22 protein-coding genes and 1 tRNA gene are annotated in these 15,014 nt (G+C 56.5%); 22 read left to right on the top strand and 1 reads right to left on the bottom strand.

The window, feature by feature from the left end:
- The first annotated feature begins 7 nt into the window (after positions 1-7).
- From rplX to B7G53_RS15205, 18 genes are all read left to right on the top strand, one after another.
- Complete coding sequence (gene rplX / locus B7G53_RS15290; protein WP_096669198.1) at positions 8-328, top strand: 50S ribosomal protein L24; 321 nt, start codon at positions 8-10, stop codon at positions 326-328.
- Positions 329-330: 2 nt separating this feature from the next.
- Positions 331-906: a 50S ribosomal protein L5 gene (gene rplE / locus B7G53_RS15285; RefSeq protein ID WP_096669196.1), complete on the top strand. Its 576-nt coding sequence runs from the start codon at positions 331-333 to the stop codon at positions 904-906.
- A 7-nt stretch (positions 907-913) separates the two neighbouring features.
- A complete protein-coding gene (gene rpsN, locus B7G53_RS15280; protein WP_077592484.1) occupies positions 914-1,219 on the top strand; it encodes a 30S ribosomal protein S14 in 306 nt (101 codons plus the stop codon).
- 18 nt (positions 1,220-1,237) lie between these two features.
- A complete protein-coding gene (rpsH, locus tag B7G53_RS15275) occupies positions 1,238-1,633 on the top strand; it encodes a 30S ribosomal protein S8 (protein WP_096669194.1) in 396 nt (131 codons plus the stop codon).
- Positions 1,634-1,655: 22 nt separating this feature from the next.
- Positions 1,656-2,189, top strand: coding sequence for a 50S ribosomal protein L6 (gene rplF, locus B7G53_RS15270; protein WP_096669192.1), 534 nt, complete (start codon positions 1,656-1,658; stop codon positions 2,187-2,189).
- Between the two features lie 11 nt (positions 2,190-2,200).
- Positions 2,201-2,566 carry a 50S ribosomal protein L18 gene (rplR, locus tag B7G53_RS15265; RefSeq protein ID WP_077592481.1) on the top strand — a complete coding sequence of 122 codons (366 nt, stop codon included), beginning with the start codon at positions 2,201-2,203 and terminating at the stop codon, positions 2,564-2,566.
- A gap of 17 nt (positions 2,567-2,583) precedes the next feature.
- Positions 2,584-3,102, top strand: a complete 519-nt coding sequence (gene rpsE, locus B7G53_RS15260; protein ID WP_096669190.1) for a 30S ribosomal protein S5 — start codon at positions 2,584-2,586, stop codon at positions 3,100-3,102.
- Between the two features lie 11 nt (positions 3,103-3,113).
- Positions 3,114-3,296, top strand: a complete 183-nt coding sequence (gene rpmD / locus B7G53_RS15255) for a 50S ribosomal protein L30 (protein ID WP_077592479.1) — start codon at positions 3,114-3,116, stop codon at positions 3,294-3,296.
- Between the two features lie 12 nt (positions 3,297-3,308).
- Entirely contained in the window at positions 3,309-3,740 is a 432-nt protein-coding gene (gene rplO / locus B7G53_RS15250) for a 50S ribosomal protein L15 (protein WP_096669321.1), read from the top strand.
- A gap of 23 nt (positions 3,741-3,763) precedes the next feature.
- Entirely contained in the window at positions 3,764-5,083 is a 1,320-nt protein-coding gene (secY, locus tag B7G53_RS15245) for a preprotein translocase subunit SecY (protein WP_096669188.1), read from the top strand.
- Positions 5,084-5,088: 5 nt separating this feature from the next.
- Positions 5,089-5,307, top strand: a complete 219-nt coding sequence (infA, locus tag B7G53_RS15240; protein WP_010804116.1) for a translation initiation factor IF-1 — start codon at positions 5,089-5,091, stop codon at positions 5,305-5,307.
- Between the two features lie 28 nt (positions 5,308-5,335).
- Complete coding sequence (gene rpmJ, locus B7G53_RS15235; RefSeq protein WP_011481465.1) at positions 5,336-5,449, top strand: 50S ribosomal protein L36; 114 nt, start codon at positions 5,336-5,338, stop codon at positions 5,447-5,449.
- A gap of 24 nt (positions 5,450-5,473) precedes the next feature.
- Entirely contained in the window at positions 5,474-5,839 is a 366-nt protein-coding gene (gene rpsM / locus B7G53_RS15230; protein ID WP_096669186.1) for a 30S ribosomal protein S13, read from the top strand.
- Between the two features lie 17 nt (positions 5,840-5,856).
- Positions 5,857-6,261, top strand: a complete 405-nt coding sequence (gene rpsK / locus B7G53_RS15225) for a 30S ribosomal protein S11 (RefSeq protein ID WP_077592475.1) — start codon at positions 5,857-5,859, stop codon at positions 6,259-6,261.
- Between the two features lie 135 nt (positions 6,262-6,396).
- The gene (rpsD, locus tag B7G53_RS15220) at positions 6,397-7,020 is read left to right on the top strand and encodes a 30S ribosomal protein S4 (RefSeq protein ID WP_096669184.1); all 624 of its coding nucleotides are present in this window, start codon (positions 6,397-6,399) and stop codon (positions 7,018-7,020) included.
- Between the two features lie 95 nt (positions 7,021-7,115).
- The gene (locus B7G53_RS15215; protein WP_096669182.1) at positions 7,116-8,105 is read left to right on the top strand and encodes a DNA-directed RNA polymerase subunit alpha; all 990 of its coding nucleotides are present in this window, start codon (positions 7,116-7,118) and stop codon (positions 8,103-8,105) included.
- 83 nt (positions 8,106-8,188) lie between these two features.
- A complete protein-coding gene (rplQ, locus tag B7G53_RS15210; protein ID WP_096669180.1) occupies positions 8,189-8,590 on the top strand; it encodes a 50S ribosomal protein L17 in 402 nt (133 codons plus the stop codon).
- An 18-nt stretch (positions 8,591-8,608) separates the two neighbouring features.
- Positions 8,609-8,685, top strand: a tRNA-Met gene (locus B7G53_RS15205).
- Here the strand turns inward: B7G53_RS15205 and B7G53_RS22535 are convergent.
- Positions 8,664-9,020: a hypothetical protein gene (locus tag B7G53_RS22535; RefSeq protein WP_141396351.1), complete on the bottom strand. Its 357-nt coding sequence runs from the start codon at positions 9,018-9,020 to the stop codon at positions 8,664-8,666. The genes B7G53_RS15205 and B7G53_RS22535 overlap by 22 nt on opposite strands.
- Before the next feature lie 168 nt (positions 9,021-9,188).
- Here B7G53_RS22535 and B7G53_RS15200 point away from each other — a divergent pair, with 168 nt between their 5' ends.
- From B7G53_RS15200 to B7G53_RS15185, 4 genes are all read left to right on the top strand, one after another.
- Entirely contained in the window at positions 9,189-11,378 is a 2,190-nt protein-coding gene (locus B7G53_RS15200; protein ID WP_096669178.1) for a type I secretion system permease/ATPase, read from the top strand.
- Positions 11,375-12,790 (top strand): HlyD family type I secretion periplasmic adaptor subunit, encoded by a 1,416-nt coding sequence (locus B7G53_RS15195; protein ID WP_096669176.1) that lies wholly within the window; start codon positions 11,375-11,377, stop codon positions 12,788-12,790. Before B7G53_RS15200 ends, B7G53_RS15195 begins: the two co-directional genes overlap by 4 nt.
- Positions 12,791-12,934: 144 nt before the next feature.
- The gene (locus B7G53_RS15190) at positions 12,935-13,474 is read left to right on the top strand and encodes a response regulator transcription factor (protein WP_176491375.1); all 540 of its coding nucleotides are present in this window, start codon (positions 12,935-12,937) and stop codon (positions 13,472-13,474) included.
- A 77-nt stretch (positions 13,475-13,551) separates the two neighbouring features.
- A partial coding sequence (locus B7G53_RS15185) for a retention module-containing protein (protein ID WP_141396350.1) occupies positions 13,552-15,014 on the top strand: 1,463 nt, incomplete at its 3' end.

Here is a 15,014-nt window from a genome sequence, read left to right as displayed (position 1 = left end):
ACGCGCCATGAACAAGATTCGCAAAGGCGACGAGATCATTGTGATCGCAGGTCGTGACAAGGGTAAGCGCGGCACGATTTCGCTGCGCAAGGACGACAGCTATGTGCTGGTGGACGGGATCAACCTGGTGAAAAAACACACCAAGCCCAACCCTCTCAAGGGGGCCACTGGCGGCATCGTCGAAAAAAGCATGCCGATTCACCAGTCCAATGTCGCCATTTTCAATGCCGCGACGGGCAAGGCGGATCGGGTGGGCATCAAGTTGTTGGCTGACGGCAAAAAAGTGCGCGTCTTCAAGTCCAGCGGCGAAGAAATCAAGGCTGCATAAATATGGCAAAGACCGCACCTACCCAAGCTGCACCTGCCCAGGCTCGCCTGCAGGCCCAGTTCCGCGAGAAAATCGCGCCGGCGCTGATGGAGAAATTCGGCTACAAATCGCCGATGCAGGTTCCCCGCATCACCAAGATCACCCTCAACATGGGTGTGAGTGAGGCTGTGGCCGACAAGAAGGTCATGGAGCATGCTGTCAGCGACATGACCAAGATTGCCGGCCAGAAGCCGGTGGTGACCAAGGCCAAGAAAGCTATCGCCGGTTTCAAGATCCGCGAAGATCTGCCGATTGGCTGCATGGTCACGCTGCGTGGCGTCCAGATGTATGAGTTCCTGGATCGTTTTGTCACGGTGGCACTGCCCCGTGTTCGCGACTTCCGTGGTATCTCCGGTCGGGCTTTCGATGGCCGCGGCAACTACAACATCGGCGTGAAAGAGCAGATCATTTTCCCTGAGATTGAGTACGACAAGGTTGACGCCTTGCGTGGTCTCAACATCAGCATCACCACCACGGCTAAGACCGACGAAGAGTGCAAGGCACTCCTCACAGGCTTCCGTTTTCCGTTCAAGAACTGAGGCGGGCATGGCAAAACAGGCTTTATTGCAACGTGAACTGAAGCGCGACAAACTCGTGGCCAAGTTCGCCAAGAAACACGCTGAACTCAAGGCAACGTCCAACGACGCCAAGCGCTCCGATGAAGAGCGCGCACTGGCCCGTCTGGAGTTGCAAAAGTTGCCCCGCAATGCGAATCCGACACGCCAGCGCAACCGCTGTGCGATCACGGGTCGTCCGCGTGGCACATTCCGTCAATTTGGCTTGGCTCGCGCCAAGATCCGCGAGTTGGCTTTTGCTGGTGATATCCCTGGTATCACCAAGGCAAGCTGGTAAGCAATAGGAGAACCGCAAATGAGTATGAGTGATCCTATTGCCGACATGCTGACACGCATCCGCAATGCACAAATGGTTGAAAAAGCTGTTGTGCTGGTGCCGTCTTCAAAAGTCAAAGTCGCCATTGCGCAGGTGTTGAAGGATGAGGGCTACATTGATGGCTTTTCCGTCAGCGCCAACGATGGCAAGCCCCAACTGGAAATCGCCCTGAAGTATTACGCAGGACGCCCGGTGATTGAGCGCATTGAGCGCGTCAGCCGCCCCGGCCTCCGCGTCTACAAAGGCCACGGCGCCATCCCCCAGGTCATGAACGGCCTGGGCGTCGCCATTGTCACGACTCCCCAGGGTGTCATGACTGATCGTAAGGCGCGCGCTACCGGTATCGGTGGTGAAGTGCTTTGCTATGTGGCCTAACGGGCATTGAGGAGTAACTGAAATGTCTCGTGTAGGAAAAATGCCAGTCGTCTTGCCCCAGGGTGTGGACGTGGCGATGAAAGACGACCAGATCAATGTCAAGGGTGCCCTCGGCGCCCTGGCGTTGACGCAAAATGCCCTGGTGACCATCAAGAATGATGCTGGTCAGCTGACTTTTGCGCCGGCCAACGAGTCGCGTGAAGCCAATGCCATGAGTGGAACCATGCGTCAGCTGGTTAACAACATGGTGACGGGCGTCACCAAGGGCTTCGAGAAAAAGTTGAACCTGGTTGGTGTGGGTTACAAGGCCCAGGCGCAAGGTGCCAAGCTGAATTTGACGGTGGGTTATTCGCACCCTGTGGTGATGGATATGCCGGCTGGTATTCAGGTTGCAACACCTACGCCCACCGAAGTGGTGATCAAGGGTGCGGATCGTCAGCGCGTCGGCCAGATTGCTGCCGAAGTTCGTGCGGTTCGTCCTCCCGAGCCTTACAAGGGCAAGGGCATCCGTTATTCGGATGAGAAGATCACGATCAAAGAAACCAAGAAGAAATAAGGAGCTGCACCATGTTGACCAAAAAAGAGCAGCGCCTTCGTCGTTCACGCCAGACCCGCATCCGCATTGCCACGCAAGGTGTTGCCCGTCTGACGGTGAACCGCACCAATTTGCATATTTACGCCAGCGTCATCTCTGGCGACGGCACCAAGATCCTGGCATCTGCCTCGACCGCGGAAGTCGAAGTTCGCAAGGATCTCGGCGCTTCGGGCAAGGGTGCCAACGTTGCTGCTGCGCAGGCCATTGGCAAGCGTATTGCCGAAAAGGCAAAAGCAGCAGGTGTGGAAAAAGTAGCGTTTGACCGCGCTGGTTTTGCGTACCACGGCCGCGTTAAAGCGCTGGCCGAGGCAGCTCGCGAAGCTGGCTTGCAGTTCTAAGCAGACTGGAATTAAGTATGGCTAAGTTTCAAGCAAAACAACAAAACGACGCTCCAGACGATGGTCTGAAGGAAAAAATGATCGCGGTGAACCGCGTGACCAAAGTTGTCAAAGGCGGCCGGATTTTGGGTTTTGCCGCCCTGACCGTGGTTGGCGATGGCGACGGTCGTGTCGGTATGGGCAAGGGCAAGTCGAAAGAAGTGCCTGCGGCCGTGCAGAAAGCCATGGAAGAAGCACGTCGCAACATGACGAAAGTGTCTCTGAAAAACGGCACGCTTCACCACAACGTGTTCGGCCATTGGGGTGCTGCCAGCGTCATGATGATGCCAGCCGCCAAAGGTACCGGCATCATTGCCGGCGGCCCGATGCGTGCGGTGTTTGAAGTGATGGGTATCACCGATATCGTCGCGAAAAGCCATGGTTCCAGCAATCCGTACAACATGGTGCGTGCAACGATGGACGCCCTGAACAACTCCACGACGGCTTCGGACATCGCAGCCAAACGTGGCAAATCCGTCGAAGAAATCTTCGGCTAAGGCGATACCCAATGACGACAGAGAAAAAACTCACGGTGACGCTGGTTCGCAGCCCGATTGGCACCAAGGAATCCCATCGCGCCACGGTGCGCGGTCTGGGCCTGCGCGGTATCAACAGCAAGAGCGAACTGCAGGACACGCCCGCTGTGCGCGGCATGATCAACAAGATCAGCTACCTGGTCAAGGTGCTGTAAGCGGAGCTTATGATGGAACTAAACGGAATCAAGCCTGCCGCAGGCGCAAAACATGCCAAACGTCGCGTTGGTCGCGGTATCGGCTCGGGCATCGGCAAAACAGCCGGTCGTGGTCATAAAGGCCAGAAATCCCGCGCCGGTGGCTACCACAAGGTGGGCTTTGAGGGTGGTCAGATGCCTTTGCAGCGTCGCTTGCCCAAGCGCGGCTTCAAGTCGCACAACCTCAAGTTCAATGCGGAAGTGACCTTGGCTGCTCTTGAGCAGCTCGGCCTGGCCGAAGTGGATCTGTTGGCGCTCAAAACAGCTGGCCTCGTGGGTCAGCTGGCAAAGAATGTCAAGGTCATCAAGTCGGGTGCGTTGACCAAGGCTGTCAAGCTCAATGGTATCGGTGCGACTGCGGGTGCAAAAGCCGTGATCGAAGCCGCCGGCGGCGTGATCGCTTAATACTCAAACACGGATAACGACCAGTGGCAACCAGCTCTGCACAAATTGCAAAAACCGGCAAGTTCGGTGATCTGCGCAACAGGCTTGTGTTTTTGCTGCTTGCGCTGGTGGTGTATCGGGTTGGGGCTCACATTCCGGTTCCCGGAATTGACCCTGGGCAGCTGCAGCAGCTGTTCAAGGGGCAGCAAGGCGGCATATTGAGTTTGTTCAATATGTTTTCCGGCGGAGCCCTGTCGCGATTCACGGTGTTTGCGCTGGGCATCATGCCCTACATCTCGGCTTCCATCATCATGCAACTGCTCACCTATGTCGTTCCGACATTCGAGCAGATGAAAAAAGAAGGCGAAGCTGGTCGCAGGAAGATCACGCAGTACACCCGTTACGGCACCTTGGGCCTGGCGCTGTTTCAGTCCATGGGTATCGCGATTGCGCTGGAGAGCTCCCCGGGTTTGGTGTTGGCTCCTGGCTTTGGATTTCGCATGACGGCGGTGGTCAGCTTGACTGCCGGCACGATGTTCTTGATGTGGCTCGGCGAGCAGATCACCGAGCGTGGTCTGGGTAACGGCATCTCGATTCTGATTTTTGCCGGCATCGCAGCAGGGCTGCCCAATGCGCTTGGCGGTTTGCTCGAACTTGTTCGCACCGGTGCCATGAGTATTTTGGTGGCCATCGTGATTGTTGCCGTTGTGGTGCTGGTGACGTATTTTGTTGTGTTTGTCGAGCGTGGGCAGCGAAAGATTCTGGTGAATTACGCCAGGCGGCAGGTGGGCAACAAGGTCTATGGCGGTCAATCCTCCCATCTGCCCTTGAAGCTGAACATGGCCGGTGTGATTCCTCCGATTTTTGCATCGTCGATCATTCTGTTGCCGGCAACCGTGGTTGGCTGGTTCAGCACGGGCGAAGGTACGCGTTGGCTCAAGGATATCGCCGCTACATTGACGCCGGGCCAGCCGATCTATGTGTTGCTGTATGCCAGTGCGATCATCTTTTTCTGCTTCTTTTACACGGCCCTGGTTTTCAACAGCCGCGAAACGGCTGACAACCTGAAAAAGAGCGGCGCGTTCATTCCTGGTATTCGCCCCGGTGACCAGACGGCGCGGTACATTGACAAGATTCTGGTGCGCTTGACGCTGGCTGGCGCCATTTACATCACTTTTGTGTGTTTGCTGCCTGAATTTCTGATTTTGAAATACAACGTGCCGTTTTATTTCGGTGGAACCTCGTTGCTGATTATTGTGGTTGTCACCATGGATTTCATGGCACAGGTACAAAACTACATGATGTCCCAGCAATATGAATCCCTGCTGAAGAAAGCGAATTTTAAAACGTCACCAGGTGGTTGATTGGGATGTCGAAGGATGATGTTATCCAGATGCAGGGTGAGGTCTTGGAGAACTTGCCCAACGCGACGTTTCGCGTAAAGCTGGAAAATGGTCATGTTGTTTTGGGTCACATCTCGGGAAAAATGCGAATGCACTACATCCGCATTCTTCCTGGTGACAAGGTGACGGTTGAGTTAACGCCTTATGATTTGTCGCGAGCACGCATCGTGTTTCGCGCCAAGTAAGTACTGTTCAGAAGTTTAGGAGAAAGACATGAGAGTTTCAGCTTCGGTCAAGAAAATTTGCCGCAACTGTAAGATCATCCGCCGCAAGGGCGTTGTGCGTGTGATTTGCACAGACCCACGCCACAAACAGCGTCAAGGCTGATTTCAAGAGTTTTAGAGGACGCATATGGCTCGTATCGCTGGTATCAATATTCCGCCGCAGCAGCACGCCGAAATCGGCTTGACTGCTATTTTCGGCATCGGCCGCACTCGTGCTCGCAAAATTTGCGAAGCATGTGATATTGCGTATTCCAAAAAAGTCAAAGATCTCACAGACGGTGACTTGGAAAAAATTCGTGACCAGATCGCGCAATTCACCATTGAAGGTGATCTGCGTCGTGAAACCACGATGAACATCAAGCGTTTGATGGATATCGGCTGCTACCGTGGCTTTCGCCATCGTCGCGGGTTGCCCATGCGCGGTCAGCGCACACGCACCAATGCGCGCACCCGCAAGGGTCCGCGCAAGGCGGCACAGTCCTTGAAGAAATAATTGAGTAAGAGGTAGTTATGGCAAAAGCCCCCAGCAGTAACGCAGCACAACGCGTTCGCAAGAAAGTACGCAAGAACGTCGCCGACGGCGTCGCTCACGTTCACGCGTCTTTCAACAACACCATCATCACGATCACAGATCGTCAGGGCAATGCCTTGTCGTGGGCCTCTTCTGGCGGTCAGGGCTTTAAAGGTTCGCGCAAGTCGACTCCCTTTGCAGCTCAGGTTGCTTCTGAGGTGGCTGGTCGCGCTGCCATTGAGCAGGGCATCAAGAATCTTGATGTCGAAATCAAAGGCCCTGGTCCAGGACGTGAATCATCGGTTCGCGCGCTGGCAGCGCTTGGCATCCGCATCAATTCGATTGCTGACGTCACGCCAGTGCCGCACAACGGCTGCCGTCCCCAGAAACGCCGCCGTATTTAAGTTTAAGTTCTGCTTTCCCGGTTTGGTCCTCGCTTTCACGCAGGCCAACCGGGCGAGTTTTTATCAAGCCCACCGCCGTCAGGTTGCTACCTGCGGCTCCTGCAGTTTCTGCAGCAGATGACATAAGGAATTCAAGTGGCACGTTACCTCGGCCCCAAGGCCAAACTATCCCGCCGTGAAGGCACCGACCTGTTCCTGAAGAGCGCTCGCAGAGCCATCGGTGACAAGGCCAAATTCGACTCCAAGCCCGGCCAGCATGGCCGCACCTCCGGTACCCGGACCTCAGACTTCGGTCTGCAGCTTCGTGAGAAGCAGAAGGTCAAGCGTATGTACGGTGTGCTGGAGAAGCAGTTCCGCCGTTATTTCGAAGAAGCTGATCGCCGCAAGGGAAACACCGGTGCCAATCTGCTGTTTATCCTGGAATCGCGCCTGGATAACGTGGTTTACCGGATGGGTTTCGGTTCTACCCGTGCCGAAGCGCGCCAGTTGGTGTCGCACAAGGCGATCACCGTCAACGGCAGTTCGGTCAACATCCCGTCTTACATGGTTAAAACGGGTGACGTGATCGCCGTTCGTGACAAGTCCAAGAAGCAGACCCGTGTGGCGGAAGCTCTGCAGTTGGCGCAGCAAGTCGGCATGCCAGCGTGGGTGGATGTCAGCATAGACAAAGGCGAGGGCATTTTCAAGAAAGTGCCGGATCGCGATGAGTTTGCTGCGGACGTCAACGAGTCGTTGATCGTCGAACTGTATTCACGTTAATTTTCGTTCCTGCGCGTACGGGGCACTGTATGCGCAGGGTCGCTTCACCCGGCCTTATCGGTGTAACGAGCCGAGGGTATTGAGAGGAAGAATGCATGCAAACTAATTTACTGAAACCAAAAACTATTAACGTTGAGCAGCTTGCCGCCAATCGCGCCAAGGTGACTCTGGAGCCGTTCGAGCGTGGCTATGGCCACACGCTCGGCAACGCCCTGCGCCGCGTTTTGCTTTCGTCCATGGTGGGTCACGCCGCAACTGAAGTCACGATCGCCGGTGTGTTGCACGAGTACTCGTCCATTGATGGTGTCCAGGAAGATGTTGTCAATATCCTTCTGAACCTCAAAGGCGTGGTTTTCAAGCTGCACAATCGCGATGAAGTTACGCTGAGCTTGCGCAAGGAGGGTGAAGGCCCCGTAACCGCTGCCGACATTCAGACGCCCCATGACGTCGAAATCATCAATCCAGAGCACGTCATCGTCAATTTGTCGCACGGCGGCAAGATCGACATGCAGATCAAGGTCGAAAACGGCCGCGGTTATGTTCCCGGCACCATGCGTCGCTATGGCGATGAATCCACCAAATCGATTGGCCGGATTGTCCTGGATGCATCGTTTTCTCCTGTCAAGCGGGTGAGCTATACCGTCGAAAGCGCCCGCGTCGAGCAGCGTACCGACCTCGACAAGCTTGTTCTGGAAATCGAGACCAACGGTGCGGTGACTGCGGAAGACGCTGTCCGTGCCTCGGCTAAAATCCTCGTTGAGCAGCTTGCTGTATTTGCACAGCTTGAAGGCAACGAACTGGCTGCTTTTGATGCTCCAGTACAGCGCAGCTCCCAGCAATTTGATCCGATTTTGTTGCGACCCGTCGACGAACTCGAATTGACGGTGCGTTCTGCCAATTGCCTCAAGGCGGAGAACATTTATTACATCGGTGACCTGATTCAGCGTACGGAGAACGAGCTTCTCAAGACGCCGAATCTGGGCCGCAAGTCGCTTAATGAAATCAAGGAAGTGTTGGCATCCCGGGGGCTGACACTTGGCATGCGCCTGGAAAGCTGGCCTCCCGCTGGTCTTGACAAGCGCTAATTGAAAATTGGCCTCCTTCGGGAGGCAGTGCACAGGTAGTACCTGATACGGCTATCTGAATTAAAAAATGAAAGGACAGCACCATGCGTCACGGACACGGACTTCGTAAACTCAATCGCACCAGCTCACATCGGCTGGCCATGTTACGCAACATGATGAATTCCCTTATTCAGCATGAAGCGATCAAAACGACCTTGCCCAAGGCCAAGGAACTTCGCCGCGTCGTCGAGCCCATGATCACGCTGGCAAAAGAGCCTACGCTCGCGAACAAGCGCCTTGCGTTTGACCGTCTGCGTGACCGCGACATGGTCGTCAAGCTTTTTGCCGAGCTTGGCCCTCGCTACAAGGCCCGCCCTGGTGGCTACACACGTATCCTGAAGATGGGTTTTCGCGTAGGTGACAACGCGCCCATGGCATTGGTTGAGTTGGTGGATCGCCCTGACCTTGCCGAAGACACTACTTCTGACATTGCCAAGTCAGAATAGGGTATAATAATTACTTATCGCGCGGTGGAGCAGCCTGGTAGCTCGTTGGGCTCATAACCCAAAGGTCGTAAGTTCAAATCTTGCCCGCGCAACCAACACCCAAGCCGTCAAGGCTGGTAGCAAACGCCCACTTCATGTGGGCGTTTTGCTTTCCGCCATTTTTTTGAGCGCGTGGGGTATTTCCTTGTTGCGGGTGGGTCATTGGGCTCAGGATCTTGATTCGCTGTTTCTCATGGTTCGCTTGGGGATTTCCATGAGAAAAGGGTGTCTTGTGACGCTGCTTGGTTACCCTTGGCGGGGTAGCATATTCAAGCAACAATGCTTCTATCGTCGAACGACGTAATTGGCGAATCTGTGCGTCCCTGTGTCGCGTAAACTCCTCGTATGTTCCCAAACTGGGGAGCAGCGGGCCGGATGGGCTGGTGGTCATGGGGTCAAGCCACCACACTGCGCGGGCAATGTCACCAAAAGGGCACCAACTCACAAAATCTGACTTGCAGATGTAGCGGCAAGTGCTTGATTTTATTACAATTGGTTACTTTGGGTATCGACTTCAATTTTGAATGGGCTAGGCCTTAAAGATCGAGAAATGAGTGACATGAACGTGCCATTGCAGACCAGTCCTACGAGCGAGGCTAGCCACTTGGGCCAAGGCTTGCGCGAAGACTTGCTGCATCACGATCCCTTGCTCGATTGCCTGGTGGAGTTGACGCGCATACACGGCCGCCCAAGCACCCGTGCCGCTTTGTCTGCGGGCCTTCCCCTGCCCAAGGCGGGTCTTCCTCCTTCCCTCTTTTCCCGCGCAGCAGCGCGTGCGGGTCTGTCATGCAAGATATTGCGGCGCCCCCTGGAAAAAATCGATTCAGCGCTGTTGCCTGTTGTCCTGCTCCTTGAGGGAGATGGCGCCTGTCTTTTGCTGGGCTGGGATGACCAGGGGCAAACGGCGAACCTGCTGTTCCCGGAGGCCGGGCAGGGTGTGGTGCAGCTGTCACGTGAACAACTGCTTGGCCGATATGTCGGCATCGCGATTTTTTCGCGGCCGAACTTTCGCTTCGATCAGCGTGCGCCTGAACTGGCTGACGTTCCACAGCGCCATTGGTTTTGGGGCGCTTTTCGCGACCAGTTTCCGCTTTACCGGGATATCCTGGCGGCGGCGCTCCTCATCAACTTGTTTGCGCTTGCATTGCCGCTTTTCTCGATGAATGTCTATGACCGCGTTGTACCCAACTTCGCGGTTGAGACACTCTGGATGCTGGCTTTCGGCCTGGTGCTGGTGCTGGTCATTGATTATTTCCTTCGTGTCATGCGGGGTTATTTTGTGGATCTCGCGGGTTCGCGTATAGACATCAAGCTCTCCACGCTGATCATGGAGCGGGTGCTCGGGATGCGTCTTTCCGAGCGGCCGGCTTCAGTGGGTTCCTATGCCGCGACACTGCGTTCCTTCGAATCGGTGCGCGACTTCATTGCGTCGGCCACAGTCACTGCTGTGGTTGACCTCCCGTTTGCCCTGCTCTTTTTTCTGGTGCTTGGCTGGATATCCTGGCCGCTGGTCATCCCCCCCCTTGTTGGCGTCATGGTGGTTGTCATCTACAGCTACATCGTTCAGCACAAGATGCACCTGCTGTCCGAGACCACTTTCAGGGCTTCTGCTATGCGCAATGCCACGTTAGTGGAGACACTAACAGCCATGGAGGCCATCAAGGCCCACGGGGCAGAAAGCCAGATGCAGGCCAAGCTCGAGGACACCGCAGCGTTTCTGGCGCGTGTGAGTGCCCAGCTGCGGTTGTTGTCGTCTTCTGTGATCAACGTCGTCTCGAGCCTGCAGCAGCTGATCAATATCGTGATGATCGTGGCTGGCGTTTACCTGATTCATGAAGGCAAGCTGACCATGGGGGGGCTGATCGCGGCTACGATGTTGTCCGGGCGCGCCATGGCGCCGCTGGGGCAAATTGTGGCACTGTTGATGCAATACCAGAATGCCAGAACGGCCTTGGCCTCGCTTGAAGACACGATGAAAAAGCCGGGCGAGCGTTCCGATGAAATAAACTTCGTGCACCGACCCGACATCGCAGGGGAAATCGTATTTGACAATGTGCACTTCAGCTATCCCGGGCGTACGCAGGAAGCGTTGCGTGGAGTTTCCTTCCGGATCAAGCCGGGGGAAAATGTGGTCGTGATTGGTCGGGTCGGCTCGGGCAAGACGACCCTGCAGCGATTGATTCTGGGTCTTTACACCCCTTCTGAAGGCGCGATCACCATGGATGGCATCGACCTTCGGCAGCTCGATCCCGCAGATTTGCGTCGCAACGTCGGTTATGTTGAGCAGGATGCCATGCTCTTTTACGGCACCTTGCGCGACAACATTGCGATCGCTGCCCCCTATGCTGACGACGGCGCCATTCTGGCGGCCGCCGAGGTGGGCGGTTTGATCGAGTTTGCCAATCGCCATCCCCAGGGCTTTGACATGATCATTGGTGAGCGGGGCGAGTCGCTTTCCGGCGGCCAGCGACAAGGCGTGGCAATTGCCCGTGCCGCGTTACTGGAACCGCCCGTGTTGTTGCTGGACGAGCCGACGGGCGCCATGGATTTTTCTTCAGAAGCGCAATTCAAGGAACGCTTGCGCAGCTATGCCAAACACAAGACGATGGTTGTGGTGACCCATAGAAACACATTGTTGGATCTTGCCGACCGCATTATTGTTATCGACGAGGGCCGCATCGTTGCCGATGGTCCCTATGAGCAGGTTATCGAGGCGCTGAAGGCCGGCCGCATTGGGAAAGCTTCATGAAGCCGCGATGGATAGCGTGGGCTCGACCCTTGATTGCGGGCCTGGAGTCTGTCCGGCGCATGTTGCAGCCTGGTCTTGATCGCACACTTTCGTCCTGGCGGGAAGACGATCGTCGCATGGACGCTGGATTTGGTGGTGACGCAGACCGCGCCATGCTTGCCCAGGAGCCCCTGCGAGCCAGGATGCTCGTGAATAGCCTCGGCGTGGTTTTCGTTCTGGCGGTTTTGTGGGCCGGACTTTCTGAAGTCGATGAAATTACCAAAGGCGAAGGCAAAGTCATTCCCTCCAGGCAATTGCAGATCCTGCAAAGTCTGGATGGCGGTGTCGTTTCCGAGATTCTTGTGCAGGAGGGGCAGGTGGTCGAACCTGGGCAGGTGTTGGTGAACATCGATACGACGCGTTTCGATTCTTCCGTAAAGGAAAACCGCGTCCAGTACCTGGCCCTGCTGGCCAAGGCGGCCCGACTCCGTGCCCTTGCCGAAGGGGTGCCTTTTGTACCCCCCCCTGAAGCTGTTGCCGAGGCGCCGAAAACAGTCGGAGAAGAGCTCCAAGCCTACGAGGCCAGCACATCAACATTGAATGCGCAGCTGGCCATCGCCCGGCAGCAATTGGCTCAACGTCAGCAGGAGCTGGTTGAAGTGCGCGCGAAGCGGGAGCAGGCGTCGCGGGCGTACGAGTTGACCGCCAGGGAACTGGGGTACACCAAGCCCTTGCTCAAGGATGGCGCTGTATCAGAAGTCGAATTGCTGCGGCTGGAGCGGGAAACCGGACGTTTTCTTGGTGAGCGTGAAATGGCCTCTGCCCAAATTTCAAAAACACAGTCGGCGATCGAAGAGGCCTCACGCAAGATTCAGGAAATCACCCTGAATTTTCAGAGCGAAGCCCGCAAGGAGTTGTCCGATATCCTGGCCAAACTAAACGTGAGTTCAGCCGGCGGTGTCGGGCTGGCGGACAAGGTCGATAAATCCTCTTTGCGTTCGCCGGTCAAAGGCACGGTCAAGCGTCTTCTTGTCAATACGGTGGGTGGGGTGGTCCAGCCGGGCAGGGACATCATTGAAATTGTGCCACTCGAGGAAAACCTGCTGCTCGAAGCCAAGGTGCTGCCAAAAGACATCGCGTTCTTGCGGCCGGGAGATCGGGCGCTGGTGAAATTCACCGCCTATGATTTTTCCATTTATGGCGGTCTCGAGGCCAAGCTGGAATTCATTGGCGCCGATTCGGTTACCGATGAGCGTGGCAATACTTTTTATACCGTTCGCGTGCGTACGCAAAAATCCAAACTGGGTGAGGGCTTGCCCATCATTCCGGGGATGGTTGCTGAAGTGGATATTATTACTGGCCAAAAATCCATCCTGTCCTATCTTCTCAAGCCTGTTTTGAAGGCAAAACAAGCCGCCTTTACCGAGCGTTAGATCGAGGCAGCAGTGGGAATTCAGGACTCCGGACATCTATTTCTTTGCCCGCACGGACGCATGCTTCCTCGCTGGACTGAGGCTTTCAATACAGGAAGAGCCAGCAAAATCCACACTGCGAGACCCGGTTCAGGGGCGGGCGGGGTGGACCTCGTGTGGCTGCGGCTGGAGCAGGGCGTGTCGGTGGCCATGCAGATAGAACGTCTTGCCCCGCGTTTGAGGCTGGTCCCATGCGTGGTGTTAAGTGATTTGCCAACAGATGAGGAGGCGATTGCCGCTTTTTCTGCGGGTGCACGGGGGTACTGCAATACGCACGCCGTTGCCCAGGTTCTGATTCAGGTAGCTGCAGTCGTATTGCAGGGGGGGCTCTGGATCGGCGAGTCATTGATGCAGAGGCTGGTCAGCGCCACCAGCCGCATCCAGGCACAGGCCAGCGGGGCTGCTGCCGAGGTGAGGCCGAGCTGGTCCAAGGACCTCACGGATCGGGAGAAGGAGGTTGCCGCCACGCTGGCTGCCGGTGCCAGCAACAAGGAAATTGCCCGGGCACTCGGCATTACAGAGCGCACCGTCAAGGCGCATGTGGGGGCCATTCTTGAAAAACTCCATGTACGGGATCGCCTCCAGTTGTCGCTGGTCGTGAACGGGCAGGTGCCTGGACGCCCCGAAAGTCCGGGCTCGACCTAGTACCTCAGTACAGTTCCCCCGGCCAGGCAAACGGACTACATTGAAACCCAATGTAATAACTCCGTCTGGAATTCGCTATGGCAAAAGAAGCCAACGTCGTCGGCAATGTCGTTTTGATTGAAGGCATAGCTTTCGCTCAAAACAGCGATGGTGAGCAGCGCCCTCTCAAGTTTGGCGATCCTGTTTTTGAGGGGGAAGTGATTGTCACGGCTGCCGGAGGCCGTGTGGAACTCGCCTTCGATCAGGGTGGAAAGTTTCTTCTCCGTTCCAGAGAAACCGTAACACTTGATTCAACGGTTTTTGGCAACTTTTTGCCCGATGACAACAGCGGCGCCCTTTTGCCGCGTGTCGGAGAGCTCACAAGCATTCTTAATGCCATCAGCGAAGGTAGTAGCCTCGACCGGCTATTGCAGGAAACATCATCAGGGGTGAGTTCGGCTTCCGACGTCGGCGGCACCAGTATCAGGGCGGACGATGGGAGCAGCTTTGTTCAGCTGTTAAGAACGGCCGAGGAGCTTGCACCGTTAACCTATGAATACGCCTCGCTTGGCAGGCAATCTTTGGGGTATTTGCCTTCGGGCGGGGGGCAATCTGTCGACGAGGCTGTTACTTCTGCTTTTCCGGACAACAATGCGAATATCGCCAGCGTTCTTTCTGTAGCCTCGGCGGTTGGGGCGACGAAAGACACCGTAGTGGCGGCCCCGACGGCGAACCTGACGACGGTCAGCAGCGCCAATGTGGCGCTGACAGAGAGCAACGCCGCCGTGACGACCAGCGGCACCTTGACCGCCAGCGATGTGGACAACACGGCCAACACCTTCACGGCAGCGACCATCGTCGGCACGACCGGCACCTTTGCGATCGACGCGGCGGGCGCCTGGACCTTCACCGCCAACAGCGCCTTTGACAGCCTGAACGTCGGCCAGAACGTCAACGAGACCTTTGCGGTGGCCAGCGCCGACGGCACGGCCAGCTCGGTGAAGATCACCATCAACGGCACCAACGATGCGGCAGTGATCAGCGGCACGAGCACGGGCGCGGTGGTCGAAGCTGGGGGCGTGGCCAACGGCACGACCGGCACGCCGACGGCGACAGGCACGCTGACGGACACCGATGTTGACAACACGCCCAACGCCTTCACGGCAGTAGGCACCGCCACGGGCAGCACCGGTGGCTACGGCACGTACACGATGACGGCAGGCGGAGTGTGGACCTACACGCTGAACAACAGCAACGCGGCGGTGCAGGCGCTCAATGTGGGTGCAAACCTGAGCGACGCCTTCACGGTGACGACGGTCGACGGTACGCCCAAAGTGGTGACGGTGACCATCCAGGGCAGCAACGACGGCCCGGTGGCTTTGGTCGATGCGGGCACGGCAGTCGAAGCGGGGACGGCGGTGGGCTCCAACGCCACCGGCAACGTCTTGAGCAACGATACGGATGTGGATAGCGGCGACACCAAGACGGTGAGCGCAGTAGCCGGCGTGGCCGGCAACGTGGGCAGCGCCCTGGCGGGAACCTACGGCAGCTTGACCTTGAA

This window comes from Polaromonas sp. AET17H-212 (assembly GCF_002379085.1).
Classification (GTDB): domain Bacteria; phylum Pseudomonadota; class Gammaproteobacteria; order Burkholderiales; family Burkholderiaceae_C; genus Polaromonas.
This window is presented reverse-complemented; position numbering and strand designations above follow the sequence as displayed.